23 protein-coding genes and 3 pseudogenes are annotated in these 25,436 nt (G+C 53.7%); 14 read left to right on the forward strand and 12 right to left on the reverse strand.

What is annotated here, in order from left to right; genetic code table 11:
* Positions 1 to 156 precede the first annotated feature (156 nt).
* Positions 157 to 879 (forward strand): ABC transporter ATP-binding protein, encoded by a 723-nt coding sequence (locus tag H2P46_RS01440; protein ID WP_193403443.1) that lies wholly within the window; start codon positions 157 to 159, stop codon positions 877 to 879.
* Here the strand turns inward: H2P46_RS01440 and bioD are convergent, their stop codons facing one another.
* From bioD to bioB, 4 genes are read right to left on the reverse strand one after another with little or no spacing between them, the layout of a single operon-like run.
* Positions 880 to 1,551 carry a dethiobiotin synthase gene (bioD, locus tag H2P46_RS01445; protein ID WP_193403927.1) on the reverse strand — a complete coding sequence of 224 codons (672 nt, stop codon included), beginning with the start codon at positions 1,549 to 1,551 and terminating at the stop codon, positions 880 to 882.
* Positions 1,551 to 2,303: a malonyl-ACP O-methyltransferase BioC gene (gene bioC, locus H2P46_RS01450; protein ID WP_193403445.1), complete on the reverse strand. Its 753-nt coding sequence runs from the start codon at positions 2,301 to 2,303 to the stop codon at positions 1,551 to 1,553. The genes bioD and bioC overlap by 1 nt, the downstream gene beginning before the upstream one ends.
* Positions 2,284 to 3,438 carry an 8-amino-7-oxononanoate synthase gene (bioF, locus tag H2P46_RS01455; RefSeq protein ID WP_193403447.1) on the reverse strand — a complete coding sequence of 385 codons (1,155 nt, stop codon included), beginning with the start codon at positions 3,436 to 3,438 and terminating at the stop codon, positions 2,284 to 2,286. The genes bioC and bioF overlap by 20 nt, the downstream gene beginning before the upstream one ends.
* Positions 3,438 to 4,469, reverse strand: coding sequence for a biotin synthase BioB (bioB, locus tag H2P46_RS01460; RefSeq protein ID WP_193403449.1), 1,032 nt, complete (start codon positions 4,467 to 4,469; stop codon positions 3,438 to 3,440). The genes bioF and bioB overlap by 1 nt, the downstream gene beginning before the upstream one ends.
* An 86-nt stretch (positions 4,470 to 4,555) precedes the next feature.
* On the opposite strand from bioB, the gene bioA reads away from it, so the two are divergent.
* Positions 4,556 to 5,848, forward strand: a complete 1,293-nt coding sequence (bioA, locus tag H2P46_RS01465) for an adenosylmethionine--8-amino-7-oxononanoate transaminase (RefSeq protein ID WP_193403451.1) — start codon at positions 4,556 to 4,558, stop codon at positions 5,846 to 5,848.
* A 76-nt stretch (positions 5,849 to 5,924) separates the two neighbouring features.
* Positions 5,925 to 6,389: a kinase inhibitor gene (locus H2P46_RS01470; RefSeq protein ID WP_193403453.1), complete on the forward strand. Its 465-nt coding sequence runs from the start codon at positions 5,925 to 5,927 to the stop codon at positions 6,387 to 6,389.
* Positions 6,390 to 6,477: 88 nt separating this feature from the next.
* Here H2P46_RS01470 and pgl read toward each other — a convergent pair whose 3' ends face one another.
* Entirely contained in the window at positions 6,478 to 7,479 is a 1,002-nt protein-coding gene (pgl, locus tag H2P46_RS01475; protein WP_193403455.1) for a 6-phosphogluconolactonase, read from the reverse strand.
* A 154-nt stretch (positions 7,480 to 7,633) separates the two neighbouring features.
* Here pgl and H2P46_RS01480 point away from each other — a divergent pair, with 154 nt between their 5' ends.
* Positions 7,634 to 8,452, forward strand: coding sequence for a pyridoxal phosphatase (locus tag H2P46_RS01480; RefSeq protein WP_193403457.1), 819 nt, complete (start codon positions 7,634 to 7,636; stop codon positions 8,450 to 8,452).
* Here H2P46_RS01480 and modC read toward each other — a convergent pair whose 3' ends face one another.
* From modC to H2P46_RS01500, 4 genes are all read right to left on the reverse strand, one after another.
* A complete protein-coding gene (gene modC, locus H2P46_RS01485; RefSeq protein WP_193403459.1) occupies positions 8,453 to 9,511 on the reverse strand; it encodes a molybdenum ABC transporter ATP-binding protein ModC in 1,059 nt (352 codons plus the stop codon).
* Positions 9,511 to 10,200 (reverse strand): molybdate ABC transporter permease subunit, encoded by a 690-nt coding sequence (modB, locus tag H2P46_RS01490; RefSeq protein ID WP_193403461.1) that lies wholly within the window; start codon positions 10,198 to 10,200, stop codon positions 9,511 to 9,513. Before modB ends, modC begins: the two co-directional genes overlap by 1 nt.
* The gene (gene modA / locus H2P46_RS01495) at positions 10,197 to 10,970 is read right to left on the reverse strand and encodes a molybdate ABC transporter substrate-binding protein (protein WP_238938928.1); all 774 of its coding nucleotides are present in this window, start codon (positions 10,968 to 10,970) and stop codon (positions 10,197 to 10,199) included. Before modA ends, modB begins: the two co-directional genes overlap by 4 nt.
* A gap of 145 nt (positions 10,971 to 11,115) precedes the next feature.
* Complete coding sequence (locus H2P46_RS01500; RefSeq protein ID WP_193403465.1) at positions 11,116 to 11,271, reverse strand: AcrZ family multidrug efflux pump-associated protein; 156 nt, start codon at positions 11,269 to 11,271, stop codon at positions 11,116 to 11,118.
* A 142-nt stretch (positions 11,272 to 11,413) separates the two neighbouring features.
* Here H2P46_RS01500 and modE point away from each other — a divergent pair, with 142 nt between their 5' ends.
* The 6 genes from modE (at position 11,414) to gpmA (ending at position 18,092) form a co-directional block, all read left to right on the forward strand.
* Entirely contained in the window at positions 11,414 to 12,190 is a 777-nt protein-coding gene (gene modE, locus H2P46_RS01505; RefSeq protein ID WP_193403466.1) for a molybdenum-dependent transcriptional regulator, read from the forward strand.
* 77 nt (positions 12,191 to 12,267) lie between these two features.
* Positions 12,268 to 13,740 (forward strand): molybdate ABC transporter ATP-binding protein ModF, encoded by a 1,473-nt coding sequence (gene modF, locus H2P46_RS01510; protein WP_193403467.1) that lies wholly within the window; start codon positions 12,268 to 12,270, stop codon positions 13,738 to 13,740.
* Positions 13,741 to 13,966: 226 nt separating this feature from the next.
* On the forward strand, positions 13,967 to 15,010 hold the full coding sequence (galT, locus tag H2P46_RS01515) for a galactose-1-phosphate uridylyltransferase (protein WP_193403468.1): 1,044 nt from the start codon (positions 13,967 to 13,969) through the stop codon (positions 15,008 to 15,010).
* A complete protein-coding gene (gene galK, locus H2P46_RS01520) occupies positions 15,010 to 16,158 on the forward strand; it encodes a galactokinase (RefSeq protein WP_193403469.1) in 1,149 nt (382 codons plus the stop codon). The genes galT and galK overlap by 1 nt, the downstream gene beginning before the upstream one ends.
* The gene (galM, locus tag H2P46_RS01525; RefSeq protein WP_193403470.1) at positions 16,152 to 17,186 is read left to right on the forward strand and encodes a galactose-1-epimerase; all 1,035 of its coding nucleotides are present in this window, start codon (positions 16,152 to 16,154) and stop codon (positions 17,184 to 17,186) included. Before galK ends, galM begins: the two co-directional genes overlap by 7 nt.
* Positions 17,187 to 17,339: 153 nt before the next feature.
* A complete protein-coding gene (gene gpmA, locus H2P46_RS01530) occupies positions 17,340 to 18,092 on the forward strand; it encodes a 2,3-diphosphoglycerate-dependent phosphoglycerate mutase (RefSeq protein WP_193403471.1) in 753 nt (250 codons plus the stop codon).
* 65 nt (positions 18,093 to 18,157) lie between these two features.
* Here the strand turns inward: gpmA and aroG are convergent, their stop codons facing one another.
* The gene (aroG, locus tag H2P46_RS01535; RefSeq protein WP_193403472.1) at positions 18,158 to 19,210 is read right to left on the reverse strand and encodes a 3-deoxy-7-phosphoheptulonate synthase AroG; all 1,053 of its coding nucleotides are present in this window, start codon (positions 19,208 to 19,210) and stop codon (positions 18,158 to 18,160) included.
* 140 nt (positions 19,211 to 19,350) lie between these two features.
* A pseudogene (locus H2P46_RS01540) lies at positions 19,351 to 20,156 on the reverse strand (IS5 family transposase).
* A 219-nt stretch (positions 20,157 to 20,375) separates the two neighbouring features.
* Between H2P46_RS01540 and H2P46_RS01545 the strand changes: the two are divergent.
* From H2P46_RS01545 to zitB, 4 genes and pseudogenes are all read left to right on the forward strand, one after another.
* Positions 20,376 to 20,741 carry a YbgS-like family protein gene (locus tag H2P46_RS01545; RefSeq protein WP_193403476.1) on the forward strand — a complete coding sequence of 122 codons (366 nt, stop codon included), beginning with the start codon at positions 20,376 to 20,378 and terminating at the stop codon, positions 20,739 to 20,741.
* Positions 20,742 to 20,833: 92 nt separating this feature from the next.
* A pseudogene (locus tag H2P46_RS01550) lies at positions 20,834 to 21,078 on the forward strand (response regulator); the annotation flags it as partial.
* A pseudogene (locus H2P46_RS01555) lies at positions 21,071 to 23,780 on the forward strand (ATP-binding protein); the annotation flags it as partial. The pseudogenes H2P46_RS01550 and H2P46_RS01555, both read left to right, overlap by 8 nt.
* Positions 23,758 to 24,714, forward strand: a complete 957-nt coding sequence (gene zitB, locus H2P46_RS01560) for a CDF family zinc transporter ZitB (RefSeq protein WP_193403478.1) — start codon at positions 23,758 to 23,760, stop codon at positions 24,712 to 24,714. The pseudogene H2P46_RS01555 and the gene zitB, both read left to right, overlap by 23 nt.
* Here the strand turns inward: zitB and pnuC are convergent.
* On the reverse strand, positions 24,708 to 25,430 hold the full coding sequence (gene pnuC / locus H2P46_RS01565; RefSeq protein ID WP_193403479.1) for a nicotinamide riboside transporter PnuC: 723 nt from the start codon (positions 25,428 to 25,430) through the stop codon (positions 24,708 to 24,710). The two genes, zitB and pnuC, sit on opposite strands and share 7 nt — an antisense overlap.
* Positions 25,431 to 25,436 lie beyond the last annotated feature (6 nt).

Consider the following 25,436-nt stretch of genomic DNA (forward strand, 5'->3'; position numbering starts at 1 on the left):
TCTGGCCTGAGAATTGCAAGTTCTGGTATCGGTAAGCGTCCCCGCGCTCGTTGGCGTACTGTGCGGCAATGGCGGAAGCGCCATTGTTGATGTCTTGTTTGCCAGACGACAAAGAGCGGAAGCATTCAGGCCAATTATCTGGAAGGAGTGTATAAGATGCTGAGTTTACGTTCGGTAAATCAATTTTACGGTCAAAATCACATACTGTGGGATATGGATCTGGATCTCCCCCCCGGCACCTGTACCGGCGTTCTGGGTCGCCCCGGTATGGGCAAAACCACGTTAGTGAATTGCATTATGGGCAAACTGCCGATCAACAGTGGCTCAATATTCTGGCAGGAAAATGGCGCACCGCCGGAGGATTTGCTGCTGCAACCGGCTGAACAACGCGCGCGCAGAGGCATTGGCTATGTACCTCAAGGAAGCCATATTTTCACGCAGATGAGTGTTGAAGATAATTTATTGATCGCGCTACTGGCAGGTGCGGATCAGGCAGATCGCCATCGCGCTATCCCTGAAATGGTATTTGATCTGTTTCCTGCCCTCTATTCTTTACGCCAGCAGCGCAGTGGCGATCTGCCGGTTGATCAACAACAGCAGCTGGCGCTAGCGCGGGCGCTGGTATTACAGCCCAAACTGTTAATTCTGGACGAGCCCACCGATGGCATGTCGCCATGGCTGGAAGAAGAGATGGGAAATTTGATCCGCCGCCTCAATCTGGATTACGGCATGACGATATTGCTGCTGGAGCAGCGTGTGTCACTGATTCGTCGGGTTGCCGATTATTTTCTGCTGCTGCACCGCGGGCGCAATGTGGCGCAGGGCAAAGTGGCGCAGTTAGATGATTTCACCGTCAACAAATGGCTGACGGTGATGTGATCAGGCAGGCAAGGTCAAATAGCGGCCACAGTCGGCATACTGGGCGGCATCGGTGAGATACGGAATCTCGCCGAGACAGGGTGCCGGTAAACGCTGTTTCAGCGTAGTAAGATACTCCTGGTGGCGTTTGCCCGGCGGCAAAACGGTATTGGCGATCCAGCCCGCCAGGCGCAGCCCACGTGCTTTTATCGCATCAGACGTAAGCATAGCGTGATTAATGCAGCCCAGTTTCACGCCCACCACTAAAATCACCGGTAGCTGTTCCGCTTCCACCCAGTCGGCGTAAGTTTCACTTGCCGATAGCGGCGTATACCAACCGCCTGCGCCCTCAACCAAAATCCACTCGGCTAGCGGCTCCAGCTGACGTAACCCTGTCGATAACGTATCAAATGTAATTGGCCTTTCCTCTTCGGCGCTGATGATATGCGGTGAGGTTGGTTCAATAAACGCCAGCGGATTGACCTGTGGGTAATCCAGCGCCACGCTGCTGTAGCGCAGTAAGGCCAGCGCATCGCTATTACGAATGCCTTCAGGCGTAACGTCGCAGCCTGACGCTACCGGCTTGTAACCCGCGGTACGAAAACCCGCTGCGCTTGCCGCTTGCAGTAACGCGCTGCTGGCAACGGTTTTACCGACTTCGGTGTCGGTGCCGGTGATAAACCAGCGTTTCATCATGAACTGACTCCATACATCAAATGGTAACTAAGGCGAAATCCTTGTGCGTCGCGTGGCCAGTGTTTTTCCAGCTGCGCCAGACGCTGACGTGTTAATAAGTGGCTTTCACGCCCCTGATGCAAATGCGTTGCGCCAATACCTTTTAGGGAGCGCATTGCGCTAAGCGCATCCGGAAAATGCAACGTAATCACCTGCGACTGACATTTCAGGTGATATTCAGCACAGGTAGTCGCGATCTCCTGTTCATTCAGGAAATGATTGGCATGGGCGCCATTATCAATATGCGACCAGGCATGATGCACTTCATACAGCGAACCGGCACTTAACGTAGAAAACAGCAAGCAACCTTCTGGCTTCAGCACACGCGTAAACTGGCTCAGCGCTGCACGTAACGTGTCGCTCCACTGCACCACCAGGTTGCTCCACACCATGTCCATACTGGCGCTGGCAAACGGTAGAGCATCAATATCCCCCAACAGGTAATGGTCGGCCGCGTTATTTTGTCGGGCCTGTTGAAGCATCTGTGCTGACAAATCGAGCGCAGTGACTTGCTTGCCACGCTGACGCCAGACATGGCTATACCAGCCCGTCCCACATCCGGCATCCAGCACCTTTTTACCGGTGTGCAGCGGTGCCAGCGCCAGCAGTGCATCGCCGCTTAAGCGTTGCAATGCCGCGTGGCGATCATAATGTGTGGCCGCACGACCAAAAGCGCGTGCCACGGCGCGTTTATCCACCAACAGCGTCATGCAGCGCCTCCAGTAATACGTCTATATCTTCAGGCAAATGCGCGGCGGTTAAGGTTATACGCAACCGGGCTGTGCCCGGCGGCACGGTGGGGGGGCGTATCGCGCTGACCCAGCAACCCGCATCGGCCAGTTTTTGCGATAACGCCATTGCCTGAGCATTGCCGCCGACAATTAACGGCTGGATAGCGCTGTCGGCATTCATCAATTGCCACGGTAGCGAAGCCGCGCCCGCACGGAAGCGCTGAATATTGGCGTTGAGCTGCTGGCGCAACGCGTCACCTTGCTGAATCTGTTGCAGTGCCGCCTGCAACGCACAGGCTTGCGCCGGTGGCATCGCCGTTGAATAAATCAGGTGGCGAGAGAACTGCAGGAAGTAGTCTGCGGTTGCGTCATCACACAGCAATGCCGCACCGCTGACACCAAACGCTTTGCCAAACGTCACTACTAACAGTTCCGGTTTTACCTTTTGCTGCCAGCAGCTACCGCGTCCCTGCTCGCCTGTCACACCAATGCCATGCGCATCATCCACCAGCAGCCAGCCGTTAGCGCGACGCGTTTGTTCAGCAATTGCGCTTAGCGGCGCGCTGTCGCCATCCATACTGAAAATGCCTTCTGTCACCACCAGCGTTTCGCCGACACAGGGCGCATCTAAGCGCGTCGCGAGGCTCTGGACATCGTTATGACTGTAACGACGCAGTTGCGCCGGGCTATGGCTGGCCGCATCTAATAGCGACGCGTGCGCCAGTTTGTCCGCCAGAATGCGATCGTTTTTTTCCGCCAGCAGATGGATCACCGCCTGGTTGGCAGCAAAACCAGAAATAAACAGCAGCGCACGCGAATAGCCCAGCCAGTCGGCAAGCTGCGCTTCCAGATCGGCATGCAGACGATGGAAGCCGGTTACGTGGCCCGATGCGCCCGCCCCTGCACCGGCTTGCTCAGCGCCCTGCCGCCAGCCCGCAATCACCGCAGGATGCTGGCTCAATCCGAGGTAATCGTTGCTGGAAAAGTGGCGATAATGCTTACCCGCCAGCAGCAGCGAGCGGGTGTGGTTGCCTTCGGTGATATGGCGCTGGCGCCAGCCATCGACTGCGCGCCGCTGCGTCAGCGCCTTGGTAATGCGATGCTGCCAGCTCATTACACCGCCGCGTTATAGAACTGTTCGGTATCGGCTTTAAACAGCTGCTCGCTTAAATGCTGCTGCTGTTCGTTATCGCCGTTTTGCGTATGCGTATGTTCTGGGTTCAGTCCCAGTTTGCGGAACAGTAGGTGATCTTTGTCTTCTTCCGGGTTTGGCGTGGTCAACAGCTTGCAACCGTAAAAGATGGAGTTAGCCCCGGCCATAAAACACATCGCCTGGGTTTGTTCACTCATCTGTTCACGGCCTGCGGAAAGGCGTACGTGCGAAGTTGGCATCATGATGCGCGCAACCGCAATGGTGCGGATAAAGTCGAAAGGCTCAACGTCATCGTTATCTGCCAGCGGCGTGCCTTTCACCTTGACCAGCATATTAATTGGCACGCTTTCTGGTGGCGTTGGCAGGTTTGCCAGCTGCACCAGAAGCCCGGCGCGATCGTTAACGGTTTCGCCCAGGCCCACTATGCCGCCTGAACAAACTTTTATACCGGCATCACGGACTTTACCCAGCGTATCCAGGCGCTCCTGATAGCTGCGGGTAGTGATGATGCTGCCGTAAAATTCCGGTGAAGTATCAAGATTGTGGTTATAAAAATCCAGTCCGGCACCGGCAAGACGCTGTGCCTGCGTGTCGCTAAGCGTGCCCAGCGTCATACAGGTTTCCATCCCCATCGCCTTTACGCCCTCGACCATTTTTTCGAGATAAGGCATGTCGCGGTCGCTGGGGTTCTTCCATGCTGCGCCCATACAGAAACGGCTGGAACCCGCGGCTTTAGCCTTGCGGGCGGAGGTTAAGACTTCATCCACTTCCATTAGCCGCTCGGACTCAAGCCCGGTTTTATAGCGCGCACTTTGCGGACAGTATTTGCAGTCTTCCGGACAGGCGCCAGTTTTGATGGATAACAAGGTGCTGACCTGTACCTGGCGCGGATCGAAGTGCTCACGATGTACCTGCTGCGCTTCAAACATGAGTTCGAGAAACGGTTTATCAAATAGCGCCTGTGCCTGCGCGAGTGTCCAACGTTGTGCCATTGCTTGCTCCAAAAAAGGGTGTCATCCCGACGATTAACGTGGTTATACTTGTAAACTATATTTTTTATTTTTGGTTTACAATACCCATGTTCACTCAAAGCGACGCCGAATTTGATCGCCAGCATATCTGGCATCCCTACACATCCATGCAGGATCCGCTGCCGTGTTACCCGGTGGTGGCAGCGCAAGGGTATCTGCTACAGCTGGCTGATGGGCGCGAGTTAGTGGACGGCATGTCGTCCTGGTGGGCAGCCATTCATGGCTACAACCATCCCCGTCTGAACCAGGCGTTACAGCAGCAAATGACGCAGATGTCACACGTGATGTTTGGCGGCTTTACCCATCCCTCAGCAGTAGCGCTGTGTCGCAAGCTGGTGGAAATGACCCCCGCCGCGCTGGAATGTGTTTTCCTTGCCGACTCCGGTTCGGTTTCAGTAGAAGTGTCAATGAAAATGGCGCTGCAATACTGGTTAGGACGCGGCGAAACCCGCCAGAAATTTTTAACCCTCAAGCGTGGCTATCACGGTGACACTTTTGCTGCGATGTCGGTGTGCGACCCCGATAATTCGATGCACAGCTTATGGCGTGGCTATCTACCCGAGCATGTTTTTGCGGCGGCACCAGAATGTGGTTTTGATGATGAATGGAATGCGCATGATTTCGACGATTTTGCTCGCCTGATAAAGCAGCATCATCAACAGCTAGCGGCCGTTATTCTTGAGCCAGTTGTGCAAGGCGCGGGGGGAATGCGTTTTTATCACCCGCGTTATTTACAACGCGTACGTGAATATTGCGATCGCTACGGCGTTTTACTGATAGCTGATGAAATTGCCACCGGCTTTGGTCGCACCGGCAAGCTGTTTGCCTGCCAGCATGCGGGCATTGAGCCTGATATTTTGTGTGTCGGGAAAGCATTAACCGGCGGCACCATGACGCTGGCCGCAGCCCTGACCACGCGCGAGGTAGCCGATACCATCAGCCGTAGTCCGGCAGGCTGTTTTATGCATGGCCCAACCTTTATGGGAAATCCGCTGGCCTGTGCGGTTGCCGTGGAGAGCTTGCGCATGTTGCAGGAGGGCGCATGGACAGCGCAGGTTGCCAGCATCGAGCATCAGCTGCGTGAACAATTACTGCCATTGCAAGCGGCGTCGCAGGTGAAAAGTGTTCGTGTATTGGGCGCAATCGGCGTGGTAGAAACCCATCAGCCGGTCAACATGGCGGCGTTACAGCAATTTTTTGTTTCACAGGGTGTCTGGATACGGCCATTTGGTCGATTGATTTACCTGATGCCGCCTTACATCATCGCCCCGGCAGCCCTGGAAAAGCTTATACAGGCCATAGGCGTGGCGCTTGAGCATCCTTCCCATTTTACTTCGTGAGTTAAGCTAACAACTGGAAGTGGCACCCTTTTTCGCTAAGATGAGGGGGAGTTTAACGACAACAGAAGGAGAGGTGATGCGAATTTATAGTCAGGACTTTAACGAGGGCGACAAACTGCCTGAGAAGCATGTGTTTAATGGCATGGGTTATCAAGGCGAGAATGTGTCGCCGCATCTTGCCTGGGAAAACGCGCCGCAAGGCACCAAAAGTTTTGTCGTGACCTGCTACGATCCCGACGCGCCGACCGGTTCCGGCTGGTGGCATTGGGTGGTAGCGAATATCCCTGCCAGTACCACCGCCCTAGCGCAAGGGGCGGGATCAGGCGTAGTTTCATTACCTGCGGGTGCCGTTCAGACGCGTACTGATTTCGGCCAGGCCAGCTATGGCGGCGCAGCGCCACCGAAAGGCGAAAGTCATCGTTATATCTTCAGCGTACATGCGTTAGACGTGGATAATATCGACGTAGACGAAGGCGCAAGTGGCGCAATGGTGGGTTTTCATGTGCTGGCCAGCGCGTCGTTAACTGCGATGTATTCGTAATCCTTTTCATGTCTGTTAACGCTGTAAAAAAGACGTGACGACAGGATAAATATCGCCCGCATCTATTGCGGGCGTTGAGGGAAATGAATCAGGCTGCAAGCTGATGAATGACTACCCACATCGGGCCCTGGCCTACCGCGTAACGGCCTAATGGTTTTAATAAACCCTGTGGCTCAGTAATGCTGTAAATCTCAACATGATGGGATTTCTGCCCCGCCGCCACCAGATACTTGCCACTGGTATCAATGTTAAAACCGCGCGGTTGCGTTTCGGTTGGCTGGAAACCTTCTATCGCCAGCAATGCGCCATCTTCACTGACACTGAATACCGCCAGCGTGCTACTGGTGCGATCGCAGGCGTACAGGAATTTCCCGTTTGGCGTAAGATGAATATCCGCAGCCCAGCGCGTACCGGTAAAACCTGGCGGCATCAAATCTAACGTTTGTACCCGTGCCACTTCACCCTGGGCATTACTGAGCGCCCAAACATCCACGGTGCTGTCCAGCTCGTTCACGCAATAGGCGTAATTGCCGTTCGGATGGAACGCCATATCTCGCGGCCCGGCACCTTCAACCGTCGTGACCTGCGCCTGCTTACGCGGCGTTAACTGGCCTTCTGCGCTCAGTTCGAACAGGCAAATACGATCCTGCTTCAGAGCAGGAACAAACAGCGTCTGGTTAGCGTTATCAATATTAGCGGAATGACATCCAGCCAGACCGTGAATGACCTGTGAAGGCGCCTGTGGTAAACCATCGACACTGATCGGGCTGACGCTAACGCATTCGTCATTATATGATCCGCAGAACAGGAACTTACCGGCATGATCGGTGGAGAGGTGTGTCGGACTGCCCGGCAAAGGTGCCTGCCCCGCCTCGGTCAGGGTACCGTCGGCTGCAATACGAAAGGCTAAAATGCGGAAACTGGGCCGCACGCCAACATAGAGAAAATCTTTTTTCGGACTCACCACCATCGGCTGAACCTGACCGGCGACATCTGTCACCTGAAGCAGAGTCAATGCGCCATCTTCATTCAACTGCCAGACGTGAATCTGCTGACTCTCTGGACTGGCGGTGTAGACAACTTGTTTCATGCATTCTCCTTTTACGCTGCCTGCTTAACTTCAGGAAATCACTTTAGCGCGTTTTCCGTGCCGCCGCTGGAATCATTTGTGCCTTGTTTTTTGTCTCTGCCCCGCCCGCAATGTAGACTTGACGCCTCGCTAACTGATACAGACGGAAGGATTAATGAGCTATCGTGTCATTGCCCTCGATCTCGACGGCACGCTATTAACGCCAGCAAAAACCATTCTGCCGCAGTCCATCGAAGCGCTGAAGCGGGCGCGCGAAGCCGGTATTAAGGTCGTCATTGTTACGGGTCGCCACCACTGTGCGATTCATCCTTTTTACCAGGCACTGGAGCTGGATACACCCGCAATCTGCTGTAATGGAACCTATCTGTATGATTATCAAAATAAAAAAGTATTAGCTGCCGATCCGCTGGACAAACAGCTGGCGTTACGCGTCATTGAAATGCTGGATGAACAGCGAATCCACGGCCTGCTGTATATCGATGAGGCGATGCTGTACCAAACGCCAACCGGCCATGTTACCCGCACCTTAAACTGGGCCGAATCGCTGCCGCCCCACCAGCGTCCGGTATTTAAGCAGGTGCCGGATCTGGCACAAGCGGCGCGTGAAGCTGAATCTATCTGGAAATTTGCGCTGTCTCATGAAAATATCGCCGAGCTGGAGCTGTTCGCAGAGAAAGTGGAGGCAGAATTAGGGCTGGCATGTGAATGGTCCTGGCACGATCAGGTCGATATTGCGCGAGGCGGTAACAGCAAAGGCAAACGGCTGGCACAATGGGTAGCATCGCAGGGTCTGAAGATGAGCGAGGTGATCGCGTTTGGTGATAACTACAATGATCTCAGCATGCTGGAATCCGTTGGTCTGGGAATAGCCATGGGCAATGCCGATGAAGCCATCCAGCTCCGGGCGAAAAAGGTCATCGGCACCAATCTCGAAACCGGCATTGCCGATACTATCTATAAAGAAGTGCTGTAATCAGGATGTTATCGAGACGCTTTTGATCTGGGCATAAAGCCATTGTTCTGGCCGAATGCCCAGTTCATCCCGCGCCCATGGCGAAATGCGCGCCCATAGTTCGCTGATACCGATACGCAATTTCACTTCTACCTGTTCGCCAACTTCCATCAGTTCCACCACCTGTGCGGGCAAGATATTACGGATCGAGGTGTTATGTGGTGGTTGCAGCGCCAGCGAGACATCCGCTGAGGCAATGCGAATACGTAGTGGTGTTTTTACGGGATGGTTTATCCGGCTGACCCAGATGTGCTGATCGCCTAACGACAGCGCGGTCATCGGATAATCCGGATGCTGTTTCAGCACCTGCACGCGCAGCACGCTGGTCAGTTCACTTATCGGCAGCCACGGACGCATCGCGCTGCTGCTCCAGACACACTCCAGCGGACCAAACGCTTTAACTTTACCGCTATCCAGCACCAGCACATTGTCGGCTAACTGCAGGATCTCTTCGAGGCTGTGCGACACATACAGCAGTGGAATTTCGACCTGCTTCGCCAGCTTTTGCAGGTAAGGCATCAGCTCACGTTTACGCGGCAGGTCCAGCGACGCCAGCGGCTCATCCATCAGCAAAATATCTGGCGCGGTGAGTAAAGCGCGTCCAATCGCCACGCGTTGTTTTTCGCCACCAGACAGCGATACCGGAAAGCGATTCAGTAGCGCTTCCAGACCAAGCAGCGAAACCAGGTGGTTAAACTGCCCTTTCATCTTCGGAGCCATGCCATATTGCAGATTGCCGCGCACGCGATAATGCGGAAACAGGCGCGCATCCTGAAAGACATAGCCAATGCGGCGTTTTTCCGGCGGCAGCACGATCCGTTTTTCCACATCAACCAGCACGCGATCGTTAAGATGGATATATCCATGCTGTGGCTGGGTTAATCCACCAATAGCATTAATGAGCGAGGTTTTCCCTGCGCCCGATACGCCGAACACCGCCGTAATGCCTTTAGCCGGAATCTGCGCGCTGACGTCAAGAAGATGATCGCCCAACTGCTGGGAAAAATTAAGTGACAGCATCAGGCCCCCATGCGCTTACGGCCCCAGCGCGCCAGCCATTCCGAAACCATTAACGACGCCAGCGCCAGCACAATCGCAATCACGCATAATCGCGCTGCTGCGCCTTCCGCACCGGGAGTTTCAATCAGGGTATACATCGCCAGCGGAATGGTGCGCGTCTCGCCGGGAATATTTGAAACGAAGGTGATGGTTGCGCCAAATTCGCCGAGCGAACGCGCAAACGCCAGTACAGTGCCAACAATAATGCCCGGCAGAGTCAGCGGTAACGTGATGGTGAAAAATACCCGCCAGCGACCCGCGCCTAACGTTCGGGCGGCTTGCTCCAGTCGCGTATCAACGGCCTCCAGCGCCAGACGAATCGCGCGCACCATCAGCGGAAACGCAATCACCGCCGACGCCAGCGCCGCGCCGCGCCAGCTAAAAGCGAAGCTAAAGCCAAACCAGTCATACAGCTTTTCACCGATTATCCCCCGCCGTCCCAGACCAATCAGCAGCAGATAACCGACAACCACTGGCGGCAGCACCAATGGCAGGTGAATGAAACTATCAAGCAGGGTTTTGCCCGGAAACCGGCAACGGACCAGAATCCAGGCCATCAGGATGCCAAATGGCAGGCTGCAGAACACGGCAATGCCAGACACTTTCAGGCTGAGCATCACCGCCTGCCATTCGAAATCGCTAAATATCATGTCTTGGGTGTGAATCCGTAATGTTTAAACACGGTAGCCGCTTCCGGCCCTTTTAAGTAATTATAAAAAGCAGTAACGGCACTACCGTCGTGATCTTTAACGATTGCCATTGGATATTCCACTGCTTTATGGCTCGATTCAGGGAAAGTTCCGACGACCTGCACTTTATTGCTGGCTACCGCGTCCGAACCATAAACAATGCCATACGGCGTTTCGTTACGCTCAACCAGCGCCAGCGCGGCGCGCACGTTATTGCCACGTGCCATGACCGGCGATACGGTCTCCCATGCGCCTAATTTCTGTAACGCTTCTTTCGCGTAAATACCGGCTGGCACGTGATCCGGGTCGCCCACGGCCAGCCGCTCGCCTTTCAGCAGGCTTTTCCAGTCGGTTTTTTCGTTGATGGTTACCGCTTTAGCCGATGCGCTGCGGGGCGCCACCAGCACCAGGTCATTACCTAACAACGTGAAGCGCGTGTTGTCGATCATGCTCTTTTTCGCGACTGCATCATCCATCCATTGCTGATCGGCAGAAATAAACAGGTCGGCCGGTGCGCCCTGCTCAATCTGGCGTGCCAGCGTGGAAGAAGAAGCAAAAGAAGACACCACTTCGACGCCGCTTTTTTTCTGATACTGGGTGGCAATATCCTGTAAGGCATTCGTCAGCGACGCCGCTGCAAATACGGTAATTTTTTCTGCCGCCACGGCCTGACCAGCCAGCGACACGCTTAATACAGCAGCCAAACCCCAACGGGTTGATGATACAGACATGTTCTTCTCCAGCAGTTCGTTGTGTAGGCGATAATACAACGCAAATTCCCGCAGTGTCATGAAATTATCGGGTGAAAATCAACAAGGCTGAAAAGGAAGAGAGGAGCGCATCAACGCCCGTAACAATGACGGGCGTTGTGGGAAATTAATTGTGCGAGCGGGATGAAGCGTTTTCGCGATGACCAAATTTTGAGATGACGTTAAACACTTCGCCCAGGCCATAAATCAGGCCAAGCATCAGGGCCATTATGATGGGCACCATAATTACCGCCACGGCGAGGCTTTTTAGCAATTCCAACATGGAGCGTCTCACTTTGCGAACAAAAAAGGGATTGTAACGGTTCAGGTAAAATTTGCGCAGCCCTTTTCGTGCTTTTACTTTTTCAACAAAACGCCGCTATCATCACAGGGTTTTCCTGAATTGATCTTTTGCCGGAGCTGTCATGCAAGCCGAACTTTCTCTTCATATCCGCTTACAGCAGAAACTTTTTGCCGATCCACGCCGCATTGAGCTGTTGAAACGCATCCAGCAAACCGGTTCAATCAGCCAGGGCGCTAAGCTTGCAGGCATCAGCTATAAGAGCGCGTGGGATGCCATTAATGACATGAACCTGCTGGCGGACGAAACGCTGGTTGAGCGCGCCACCGGCGGTAAAGGCGGTGGCGGTGCGAATCTGACGCGTTACGGCGAACGACTGATTCAGCTGTTTCAGTTGCTGGAGCAGATTCAGCAAAAAGCCCTTGATGCCTTGCAGCAAGACTCTCTACCGCTCGACAGCCTGCTGGCGGCAATTGCCCGTTTTTCCTTACAAACCAGTGCGCGCAATCAATTATTTGGCACGGTTATCGCGAATGATGATCAACCGATAGTGCAACATCTGACTATTTTACTGGCCGATGGCCAGACCCGGCTGAACGTAGCCTTAACCCAGCGTAGTGCAGAACGCCTGCAACTGACGGCGGGCAAGGAAGTGCTGGTGCTGGTCAAAGCGCCGTGGATCCGGGTGAACTACCAGCCGGGCAAGGAGGATAACCAGCTGGCAGCGCAGATTAATGCCATTGAGCCCGGCGAGCAGGTCAGCGAAATTTTGATGACCTTAGCCAGCGGCGAAACGCTGTGCGCCACGTTGCCGAATGACGAGGTAAAGCAGCTAAAGCTACATGACACTGTGATCGCCAGTTTCAATGCCAGGCATGCGATTGTCGCTACGTTACTTTGATTTACAGGTCGTGATTTGACTTCATCGCAGCCAGTGGTTACAACTCAGTAACACTGATGCATAAAATGGAATATATCATGGCTTCATTGCAAATTTTGCAAGGTACGTTTCGCCTTAGCGACACGCGAACCCTGTCCCTGAACGATATACAGCTGCACAGCGGCGAAAGCTGGGCCTTTGTTGGCTCCAACGGTAGCGGCAAGTCATCGCTGGCACGGGCGCTGTCCGGTGAACTGGTGCCATTAACAGGCACTTTTAGCAGTCATTACCAACGTCCGACCCGCCTTTCTCTTGAACAACTGCAAAAGCTGGTTTCCGATGAATGGCTGCGTAACAACACCGATTTGCTAAGTGAAGGCGAAGATGATACAGGCCGTACCGCTGCAGAAATTATTCAGGATGAAGTGAAAGATGCGTCGCGCTGCGCACAACTGGCAGAACAGTTTGGCATCAGCTATTTACTCTCGCGTCGTTTCAAATATCTTTCCACGGGTGAAACGCGCAAAACTTTGCTGTGTCAGGCGCTGATGAAGCAGCCAGACCTACTGATTCTGGATGAGCCGTTTGACGGCCTGGATGTCGCCTCCCGCGCCAGTCTGACCGAAACGCTACAAAGCCTGGAACAGCCCGACTTCACATTAGTGCTGGTATTAAATCGCTTCGATGACATCCCTGATTATATCCAGCAGGTCGGCGTATTAGCGGAATGTACGCTAACCCACAGTGGCGCACGTAAATCTATTTTGGCTGAAGCGCTGGTGGCACAGTTAGCCCACAGTGAACAGCTACAAGGCATGGTATTACCAGAAGCAGATGTTCCCGATCATCTGCCAGCGCTGGCAGATGATGCACCGCGCGTGATCCTGCGTAACGGCGTAGTGTCCTATAACGATCAGCCCGTGATTGATGGGTTGAGCTGGCAGGTCAGCGCAGGTGAGCACTGGCAAATTACCGGACCAAACGGAGCCGGAAAATCAACGCTGCTGAGCCTGGTTACTGGCGATCATCCGCAAGGTTACAGCAATGATTTAACCCTGTTTGGTATTCGTCGCGGCAGCGGGGAAACCATCTGGGACATTAAACAGCATATCGGCTACGTCAGTAGCAGCCTGCATCTGGATTACCGTGTCAGCGTGAACGTGCGCACAGTGATCCTCTCCGGCTTTTTTGATTCGATTGGCCTGTATCAGGCGGCTTCAGATCGCCAGATTTCGCTGGCACGTCAATGGCTGGCGCTGCTGGGCATGGATCATGACAAAGGCGATGCGCCTTTCCATAGCTTGTCGTGGGGCCAGCAGCGTCTGGTTCTGATTGCGCGTGCGCTGGTAAAACACCCCACTCTGCTGATCCTTGACGAACCGCTGCAAGGGCTTGATCCCATCAACCGTCAGCTGGTGCGCCGTTTTGTTGACATATTAATTGGTGAAGGTCGCACTCAGCTGCTCTTTGTCTCGCATCACGCCGAGGATGCGCCGCACTGTATCACTCACCGTTTGAGCTTTGTCGCTCGCGATGGCGGCTACGATTACCGTCAGGAATCACTGCGTTAACTTCTCTAAACGCCGCCCTGTCGGCGTTCTTTTCATTTTATGGTGTAACCGCTACCATTTAGTCAGAATTTTTTTAGCCCGCGTTCATCACATAAAGCCTAAAAATAAGTATAGTCAGCTTGTGTAAACGATACCATTTATCCAGGCTCGATCACGCTTTCGTGCTAGCTGATGTGCTACTTTTTATGGATGCCTAACCGGCTTTTAACGCTTACCAGGATTAAACATGGAAAAATTTAACCCGGTCGATCACCCGCATCGCCGATATAATCCCCTGATCGATCAGTGGATTTTGGTTTCTCCTCATCGTGCTAAACGTCCGTGGCAAGGTGCACAAGAAACCCCTGCGGCCCATACGCTTCCCGCACACGATCCCGATTGCTTTTTGTGTGCGGGTAATACACGCGTCACAGGTGATAAGAATCCGGACTACACCGGCACGTATGTTTTCACGAACGACTTTGCCGCATTGATGACCGACACGCCGGATGCGCCGCCCAGCGATGACATCCTGATGCGCTGCGAAAGCGCGCGCGGCACTAGCCGTGTTATCTGCTTTTCGCCTGATCACAGTAAAACGTTGCCGGAGATGACGCTCAACGCGCTGGAACAGGTGGTGCGTACCTGGCAGGCGCAAACGGCCGATCTCGGCCAGCATTATCCCTGGGTGCAGGTTTTTGAAAACAAAGGTGCGGCAATGGGCTGCTCCAATCCTCATCCTCATGGGCAGGTATGGGCCAACAGCTTTCTGCCTAATGAAGCGCAACGTGAAGATGATCATCAGCGTGCCTATTTCGCCAAAAACGGCTCGCCAATGCTGTTGGATTATACCGCTCGTGAACTGAAAGATGGCAGCCGCAAGGTCGTTGAAACCGATCACTGGCTGGCTGTCGTTCCCTGGTGGGCGGCCTGGCCATTTGAAACGCTGCTGCTACCGAAAGCGCATGTGAAGCGTCTGACCGATTTGAATGAGGCGCAGCGTAAAGATCTGGCGCTGGCGCTGAAGCAGCTCACCAGCCGTTATGACAACCTGTTTCAGTGTTCTTTCCCCTATTCCATGGGCTGGCACGGCGCGCCGTTCAATGGTGATACCAATGAGCACTGGCAGCTGCATGCCCACTTCTATCCGCCGCTGCTGCGTTCTGCAACGGTGCGTAAATTTATGGTCGGATATGAAATGCTGGCCGAAACCCAACGCGATCTAACGGCTGAGCAGGCTGCTGAGCGGCTGCGTTCTGTTAGCGACGTTCATTTCCGTGAGGCACAATAATGAGCTTAAAAACTATCACCCATCAGGTTTTTTCGGATGTTTACGGCTATGCGCCGACACATACTATTCAGGCACCGGGTCGCGTGAATCTGATTGGTGAACACACCGACTACAACGACGGTTTTGTGCTGCCCTGCGCCATTAATTATCAAACAGTCATCGCCTGTGCCCGACGTGACGATCGTCAGGTACGCGTAATTGCAGTGGACTACGACAACGCGCAAGACAGTTTTTCGCTGGATGAGCCCATTGTCCGCACGGAAGAGCCCATGTGGGCGAACTATGTGCGCGGCGTGGTGAAACACCTGCAAAAACGCCATGCGGATTTTGGCGGAGTCGATATGGTGATCAGCGGCAATGTGCCGCAGGGCGCGGGATTGAGCTCCTCGGCATCGCTGGAAGTGGCGGTTGGCACCGTATTGCAGCAACTGTATTCCCTGCCGCTGGATGGCGCGGCAATTGCGGTAAATGGCCAGGAGGCAGAGAACCAGTTCGTCGGCTGTAATTGTGGCATCATGGATCAACTGATTTCCGCCCTGGGCCAGAAAGATCATGCCATGCTGCTTGACTGCCGCACGCTGGGTACGCGTCCGGTTTCTATGCCAAAGGATGTCGCCGTGGTGATCATCAATTCTAACTTCCGCCGCAACCTGGTCGGGAGCGAATATAATACGCGTCGTCAACAGTGTGAAACAGGTGCGCGCTTCTTTGAGAAGCCAGCACTGCGTGATGTTGATCTGACGCAATTTGAAGCAGCCGAAGCCAAACTGGATCCGCAAGTCGCCAGGCGCGTTCGTCACATCCTGACTGAAAACGCCCGCACATTAGAAGCCGCTGACGCGCTGAGCAATGGGGATTTGAAACGCATGGGTGAGCTGATGGCCGAATCACACGCATCAATGCGTGATGATTTTGAAATCACCGTGCCGCCCATTGATACGCTGGTGGAAATCGTGAAAGCCAAGATTGGCGATCGCGGTGGCGTGCGTATGACTGGCGGTGGCTTCGGTGGTTGCGTCGTGGCGTTAATGCCTCTCGACCTGGTCGATCAGGTTAAAGCCGCCGTAGAAAAACAGTACGAAGCGAAAACCGGCATCAAAGAGACCTTTTATGTCTGTAAATCCACAGAAGGAGCCGGCCAATGCTGAATGATATAAATTCGCATGCGCCAGATGGTCAGCCGTGGCGCATTACCGTTTTACGCAACGCCAATGGCATGATCGCCACCTTTATGGACTGGGGAGCAACCTGGCTGTCGGCTCGCGTGCCGATGCATGACGGCAGCGTGCGTGAAACCCTGCTTGGCTGCGCCACACCATCCGACTATCTGCATCAGGACGCCTATCTCGGCGCGACGGTGGGCCGATATGCTAACCGCATCGCGCAGGCCAGACTGAAGAAGCTGGATTGCCAGCTGGCCGCGAATCAGGGGGAAAACCAGCTTCACGGCGGCCCGGAAGGCTTTGATAAACGCCGCTGGCAAATTGTCAGCCAGTCTGACAGCGAAGTGCATTACCGCCTGGATTCGCCAGAGGGCGATCAGGGCTTTCCCGGCAATCTGATTGCCGATGTACGCTTTCAGCTTGATGACGATAACTGTTTGTCGATCCGCTATGAAGCACGCTGCGATAAAGCCTGTCCGGTCAATCTGACCAATCACGCTTACTTTAATCTTGATGCACAACATGGTGACGCACGCCAGCATGTCTTACAGTTGCACGCCGATCGTTACTTGCCGGTTGACAGCGCGGGTATCCCTGATGCGCCACTGAAAGCGGTAGCGGGCACCAGCTTCGATTTCCGTCAGGCTAAAACCGTGGCCCAGGATTTCCTCGCGGATGACGACCAAAAAGCGGTGAAAGGCTATGACCACGCCTTTTTGCTCAATAGCGCCGGTGACGCCAGTCAGCCTGCTGCTGAATTATGGTCAGCAGATGGCAAGCTGCAACTCAGCGTGACGACATCTGCGCCAGCCTTGCAGCTTTACTCTGGCAACTACCTCGACGGCACCCGCGCCCGCGAGCAGGAAAGCTATACTGCTTTCCAGGGCATTGCGTTGGAAAGTGAATTTTTGCCGGATTCACCTAATCATCCTGAATGGCCGCAAGCTGATTGCTGGCTGCAACCGGGTGAATGCTGGGAGTCGGTAACACGTTACCGCTTTACGCCACGCTGAGTTACCGCCTGGAAAACGCGCAATGCGTAACACACAGGCTTACGCGGTGCGCTGTTTTCCGTTATGGTATGGCGTTATCAATGCGCCGCTCGTCGGGCTGGCAGCAGCAGGTTTCCATTATCATAGAAACATTAAGTATTAAGGAGTTAAGCTATGGCCGTAACTAAGCTGGTTCTGGTGCGACACGGCGAAAGCCAGTGGAACAACGAAAACCGCTTTACCGGATGGTATGATGTCGATCTTTCTGACAAAGGTCGCACTGAAGCCAAAGCAGCCGGTCAGCTGCTGAAGAAAGAAGGTTTCGTCTTTGATTTCGCTTACACCTCTGTGCTGAAACGCGCTATCCATACGCTGTGGAATGTTCTTGATGAGCTGGATCAGGCCTGGCTGCCGGTTGAAAAATCCTGGCGCCTGAATGAGCGTCACTACGGTGCGCTGCAGGGTCTGGATAAAGCCGAGACCGCTGCGAAATATGGTGACGAGCAGGTTAAACAATGGCGTCGCGGCTTCGCAGTGACCCCGCCAGAGCTGGATCGCAGCGATGAGCGCTTCCCAGGACACGATCCGCGTTACGCCTCTTTGACCGCTGAACAGCTGCCAACCACCGAAAGCCTGGCGCTGACTATCGATCGCGTTATTCCTTACTGGAACGAAAGCATTCTGCCGCGCCTGAAAAGCGGTGAGAAAGTGATTATCGCTGCACACGGTAACTCACTGCGTGCCCTGGTAAAATATCTTGATAACATGAGCGAAGAAGCGATCCTGGAACTGAACATCCCAACTGGCGTGCCATTGGTGTATGAGTTCGATGAAAACTTCAAACCGCTGAAGCATTACTATCTGGGCGATGCTGACGAAATCGCTGCGAAAGCAGCCGCCGTGGCAAACCAGGGTAAAGCAAAATAAGCTAACGCTGCAATGCAAAAGGCCAGACGCGAGTCTGGCCTTTTTAGTCTTAGCGCTGCGAAGCGTTAACCGCGGCGCTGTTTTACCGCGGCTGCTAACTGGCGCAGCACTTTATCGGTGTCATCCCAACCAATGCAGGCGTCGGTCACGCTTTTGCCGTAGATCAGCGGCTCACCGTTTTCCAGGCTCTGGTTACCTTCCACCAGATGACTTTCAATCATCACGCCAATAATGCCCTTCTCGCCCGCGATAATCTGCTGCGACACATCCTCCGCCACCAGCATCTGCTTTTGATACTGCTTGCTGCTGTTAGCGTGGCTAAAATCGATCATGACCTGCTGCGGCAAACCGGCTTTTTCCAGCCCCGCTTTAACTGCGCGAACATGGTCTGTGCTGTAATTTGGCTCTTTACCGCCACGCAAAATAATATGGCAGTCGCCATTGCCGCTGGTTTCAACAATGGCGGAGTGGCCATATTTGGTCACCGACAGGAAACAGTGAGGAGAACCTGCGGCGTTAATGGCGTCGATTGCTACTTTGATAGTGCCATCGGTCCCGTTCTTGAAACCAACCGGGCAAGACAGCCCTGAAGCCAGCTCGCGGTGAACCTGTGACTCAGTGGTACGCGCGCCAATCGCGCCCCAGCTCATCAGATCAGCGACATATTGGGGCGTGATCATATCAAGGAATTCACCCGCCGCCGGCAAACCGCTGTCATTGATGTCCAGCAGCAGCTTTCGCGCCATACGCAGGCCATCATTGAGTTGAAAGCTGCCGTCCATATACGGGTCATTAATTAGCCCTTTCCAGCCTACCGTGGTACGCGGTTTTTCAAAATAAACTCGCATTACCACTTCCAGCTCGCCTTGCAGCTCATTGCGCAACGTCAGCAGGCGGGTGGCGTACTCTTTTGCGGCTTCGGTGTCGTGAATTGAGCATGGGCCAATCACCACCAGCAGGCGATCATCCTGGCCTTGCAGGATCCGGTGAATCGCCTGACGTGCCTGAGACACGGTCTGAGCGGCGTTATCGCTCGCGGGGAATTTTTCAAGCAGCGCAACAGGGGGTAACAGCTCTTTAATTTCTTTGATGCGTAAATCATCGTTCTGGTAATTCATACTGATTCCATATTATTTCTGGCCCAGCGCGCGCCGGGCACAACCCGAACAATGTAGCCCGTTGTGCTGGGGGTGTAAATTCCCAATCGGTTTAAAATGTGCGCATGAAATTTGCATTTATCAGCTTATCAACTAAGAACCTATCCCAAAAGGATTTTATTCCAGACAATGATGCTGCAAGCAAAATGCAGCATCGCCTCGTAGTTTTCGACTTTCTTCTCCCATCGCGTCAGTATGCGGCGAAAGCGATTCATCCAGCTATGCGTTCTTTCCACAACCCAACGATGAGCCCTGAACTCGCTGTTTTTAATTGCCTCAGACTCCTCTTTCCCCGACTGGATATGAGGTTCATAACGACGAGCTTTCAAACAAATTTCCACCCATTCAGCCTCATAGCCTTTGTCCATACACAGATGCAGCCTGCGACCCGGCCTGCCGGTCTGTAGCGCGTCCAGCGTATCTTCAACCAGTTTTATGTCGTGGGTATTTGCCCCTGCGACAGCCAGCGAGAGCGGAAGCCCGTTCCCGTCGGTCATCAGGCTCCGCTTTACTCCCTGCTTCCCCCTGTCAGTCGGGTTGCGACCTGTTTTTTTGAGCCTGCAAGGGGCGATTTTGTCATGCAGCCATCCATCGACAACCATGACCAGTCAATGGCATCCCGCTTCTCGCAGGCAAGCAGCCCGTTTTGCCAGAAGCGTTCAAATACTCCAGCATCCCGCCATTCCTGAAAGCGGCGGTGGGCTGAGCTGGATGAGCAAATATCCGTGGCATTCAGGGCATTCCATTGGCAACCGGTTCTGAGCACAAAGAAAATGGCGTTCATTGCGGCACGATTATCAACACGTCTACGATGCGTGCCCAGCGGATGGTGGGTTTTATGTTCCGGGAGAAGTGGAGCCATTTTCTCCCAGAGTTCATCGCTGATCTGCCACTTGTTGCCCGCCATACTTCGCCCTCAAAAATTGCCATTATTTACGATCTGACAATTCCTTTTGGGATAGGTTCTAAGCTTTTTACCTGTAAGCACTGAGGAACTGGCTGCTTGCACAATTAATATTTGCTGTTAAGCCAAACGGCGGAATTATATTTCGCCCGAGCGACTTTTCTTCTCAATCTGCACTACTGGATATGAGACAAGCAACTGTCATTAATTAACAGGAGCATAATGATGAATAAGTTTGCAATTATCTTTTTGACGGCAGCGATGACCCTGGGCAGCGGTGCGGCAATGGCGGCAGACAGCAGCAGCAACAACGGTACCGCAAATCAGGCTGCTGACGCTGGCGCAGCGGCAGGTGGTGCAAAAGAAAATCTGCCACCAAACAAGGTTGATAACAGTAAAATCAACAATTCTGGTGTGAATAGTCATTCTGCGGCCACAGGCGGTAGCAGCGGCAAGAATATGTCCGCTGATGAAATAGACCAGAATAGCCAGTGCAAAGACGGCAAATGTCCCAATATCAACAAAAAAGTTGAGACTAAAAAAGGTGGCGGCGAGGTTAATACCAAAACCGACGGCACCACACAGTAAGCGTTTATTAAAGGAGAGCAAAGGCTCTCCTTTATATTATCTCCTCATTTCTTCCGCTATGCTGAACCTGTGAAATTAACAGGGACTTTCTCATGGCTTCTTTACTTCTGATTGACGATCATCCTCTGGTAGGAGTGGCGCCGGAAGCTGCGTTAAATAATGCTCCCATCCTATCCGTTTATTAGCCGCCAGCAGTGAAAAAGCCGCACGTCCGCTATTACTGCATCCCCTCGACATTATTGTGCTGGATATAGGTCTGCCGGATTGCCCGGTACTCATCTATTCTGGTCAGCAAACCAGCCACTATGTGCGCAGTGCGCAAGCACTGGGTGCCGCCTGATACTTTGAATAGCGATAGCTGGTTTAGCAGTCCGCTACGTATTTATCGTAATCAACAAAACCGGCGTGCAGTAATGTTCAACAGTCAAAATGCCCAGCTCGCCATCAGCCAGTCAACGCTCGGGTACGCTGGCTCTTGCGCATCACTGGCGTAACTACAGCAGCGATCTCCAGGCCTTGTATACCCTGCTTAATCAGCAAAACGATTACGTGGTGGCGGATGAAACCAGTGCCGGTTTTCTGCTCAGCCAGCTTCAGCAGGGTCAGATTTATCAAATTGCTTCGGTCATCGAAACCGGTCAGCTTAACCTACGCGCATTTGCCCGCGATCCGGCTCTTATACGCTGGCTTAGTCAGAGCTTACGTCAGTTGCCAGCCGAATTGTTGAGCTCACTACAAAGCCGCTGGCGCACCCCATTACCGCGTTATCAGGACACACAAACCTTGATGCTTAGCACAGCGGAGCTGTCACTGGATAAGCGCGCATCCCGTCATTTATTACGCTGCCGAACGCGATAATTATCCGTGGAGTTATCGCGACAGCAGCGGTACCGCGCGCGGTTACGGCATCGACCTGTTAAAAGCGGTGGCACAAAGCGCGGGCCTGCATTTTGCACCACGCTGGGTGAATAATCCGCAGCAGGCGGCAAATATGCTGGCGCAACATCAGGTAATGCTGCAACTGATGCAGCCATTGACCGGCACAGCGATGCCAAACGTCAGCCTGCCGGTTTGGCGCGCCTTATGAGCAATTTACACCACCAGTCACGCCCCGCTCGTTCACTGGAGCGATCTGCGCGACAAACGCATTGGCATATTACAAGTCGATTTGGCTTCGCAGTTTCTGACCGCCGATTTACAGGCGCAAACCTTTGCCGATCGCACCCGTTTGTATGACGCGCTGACCCATGGACAGATTGATGCTTTAGTCGATAACGTGCTGTCGGCGCGCTGGCGTATTGCCAGCCGCAACGACAGCAGAATACATCTTGCCTTTGCTGCCAGCGATATTGCCTGGCCGATAGCGTTAGGTGTAGCGCCGAATCAGCCCCTTTTGCATTCGTTGCTTGATCGCGCGCTGCAGCAAATCCCTGCCGATACGCAAAGCCAGATGCGTGACCGCTGGTCGATGCCACCGCAGCCGGGTAGCGTGATGGCGATGCGTTCGCTGCCCCTGATGGTGCAGATAGGTGCAGGCGTGGCAATTATCGTTTTGCTGCTGTTGCTTGCCCGACGTTACTGGCAGCAGCGCCGCGAACGTCAGCAGCGTGAGCAGGCCGAGCGCGCTAACACAATGAAAAGCCAGTTTTTAGCTACCGTCAGTCATGAGCTATGCACGCCGATGCAGGCGATTATTGGCCTGCTGGAGTTAGAAAAGCAGCAACATCCGAGCGCCAGTCTGGCTTTATTACACAGCAGCGCGCATTCACTCATGACATTATTAAATGATCTATAGAATCATGCGCGTATTGAGAGTAACAGTTTTGCCCTTGCGCCACGTCAACTGGCGTTCGCACAATGACTGGCGCAGCTGCAGCACTATTATCATCCCTGATGCGCCAGGACGGGCCAACAGTAACTTTTCAGGCGCTAACGCCATTGCCGCAGACGGTATTGATTGATGCCGATCGTTTACAGCAAGTGGTGAATAACCTGATGATGGATGCGCTGAAATTCTCTCGACACGGCGAGATTTTCCTGACGCTGGCCGCTGAAAGTCATCTCATTCTTACGGTAAGCGACAGCGGCAGCGGTATTCCACTGGATGAGCAACAAAAGTTGTTCGATCCGTGGTATCAGGCGCCATCCGGGCAATCCGTATCGGTTCAGGGGAGCGGGCTGGGGCTTTTCATCTGTCGTGAAATCGTGTCACGTATGGGGGGCGAAATCAGGATTAACTCCCGGCCCGACGCGGGGACACGGGTCATCGTTACGCTGCCGTTGATGCTTTGCGATACGCCCGAAATAAGCGATGAAAATGTACTCCCGCTTTATCCACATTTGCGTGTAGCTGTCGTTGATGATCATCCTGCTAATCTGCTGGTGATGCAGCAGCAGCTGGCACGTTTTGCTATTCAGGCGGATGGCTATGAACAGGGGCGCGCTTTGTTGCGGGCCGACGCACAACAGCCGTATGATTTGCTGTTTATTGACCAGATGATGCCACGTCCGAATGGTATGCAGTTGCTCCGCCTGCTGCGTCGTCGTGATCGCCAACGCAACCGTCAGCCGCTGCGCATACTGTGCTCAGCCAATTCGCAACGGCTTAGCGTGACGCTGCAGGAGAATGAACAGATGCTGACTAAACCGGTTTTACTGCGGGACATAGCCGCGCTACTGCAACGGTTATAGCATGATCTGTTACAGGCTCTGGATGATAACCTGTGGTAGCTGGCACAGCAGAACGAGCAATTTCTGCTGCGCTTAAGTCGCACGCTACGTGAAACGTTAGAATCTGACCTGGCACAGATGAAAACGGCGAAGGAAACCGCCAACTGGACACGGCTGGCAGAAGCTGCACACCGGATGAAAGGAAGCTGGCTGCTGATTGGGTTAAGCGAAGGCGTAACGCTAAGCCAGCAACTGTCTGAAAGGGCAAAACAGCATCAGGACGTGACTGATGAATGGAATTTGCTGGTATCATTAACTAACAGGTTGCTGAAAAAACTGGATTCTTATGGCTCATACCCACTCACATAGCGGGCAGAACAGCAATCGCAAGCGCCTTGCTGCGGCCTTTGCTGTTACCGCCGTGTTTATGCTCGCCGAAGTTATCGGCGGCTGGCTTTCTGGCTCGCTGGCACTGCTGGCTGATGCCGGACACATGTTAACGGATGCCGCCGCGCTGTTAATGGCGCTGCTGGCGGTGCAATTCTCACAACGTAAACCCAATGAGCGGCACACCTTTGGCCTTCTGCGCCTCACCACACTGGCCGCCTTCGTTAATGCCATTACGCTGTTAGTGATTACGGCGTTAATCGTTTGGGAAGCGATACGGCGTTTTTATCAACCGCAGCCCGTGGCCGGCGGTTTAATGCTCGGCACTGCTATCGCAGGGTTATTTGCCAATATGTTGTCGTTCTGGTTGCTTCATCACGGCAGTGAAGAAAAAAATTTAAACGTTCGCGCCGCGGCGCTGCACGTAATGGGAGATTTACTGGGTTCGGTTGGTGCTATTGTTGCCGCAGTGGTTATTATGCTGACCGGCTGGATGCCGATCGACCCGATATTATCTCTGGTGGTGTCGTTGCTGGTCTTGCGCAGCGCGTGGGCATTGCTGCGTGAAAGCCTGCATGAACTGCTGGAAGGCGCGCCACGTTCGCTGGATGCCAATAAACTCGCGCGCGACCTGACGCTAAACCTTCCTGAAGTGCGCAACGTTCACCACGTTCATTTGTGGCAGGTCGGTGAGAAACCCGTCTTAACGCTGCATGTGCAGGTCATCCCTCCCTACGACCACGATGCGCTGTTGCAGCGTATTCATCACTACCTGCACCAGCACTACCAGATTGTCCACGCTACGGTGCAGATGGAATATCAACCGTGCGCCGGTCATGATTGCGAGCTGGGCCTGAATAATGATTCAGCCGCCAGGCATCACCATCGTCACGCAGGACATAGCCATCCTCACTGATTTGACAGCGCGTGTGAGCCATGCTCGCGCGCGCTTTTAATCCACATTCGCGAACCGTTCAAAGCAATCAGCGTCAGGATAATGTACTCCAGCGACATCGCATAAACCCCCTGTCGGGCAAATATCAGCACGCTAATCACGTTGATAATCACCCACAGTAGCCAATTCTCAACGTATTTTCGCGTCATCAGGACCATTGCCACAATCGACAGAATCATCATGCAAGAATCCCAGAACGGGAAGGCATCGGGCTGCAGTTGCGGCATTGCCACTTCCAGCCCTAAACCGTTCATCAGACTTACCGCTGCGCGCGTCAGCACGGCAAATACCGGATCGATGTACTTCGTCATCATACCGATAGCGATGACACAGACCGCACCCCATATCAGCGCCTTAGGCAGCGGCAGCCAGCGAATTTTCAATGCCGCCTGGTTATCTGACGTCTGCCGACTCCAGGCATACCAGCCATAAACGTTGGCAACGAAGAAGAACAGCTGTAGCAGCAGGCTGGCGTAGAGCTGGATTTGAAAAAAGATCACCGCAAACAGCGTGACGTTGATTAATCCGAAAGGATAGTTAATGACTTTTTCCAGGCTGGCAAGCCAGATACACACCAGGCCAGCCAGGGTGCCAATGGCTTCAATCCATGACAAGTCGTAACCGCCTGCACCCAGAGGTATGTGCACCAGAATATTTTGTGTGCTTAAGAAGTCCATAACAGG

The sequence above is a fragment of the Mixta mediterraneensis genome, from assembly GCF_014946725.1.
In the GTDB taxonomy this organism is placed as follows: domain Bacteria; phylum Pseudomonadota; class Gammaproteobacteria; order Enterobacterales; family Enterobacteriaceae; genus Pantoea; species Pantoea mediterraneensis.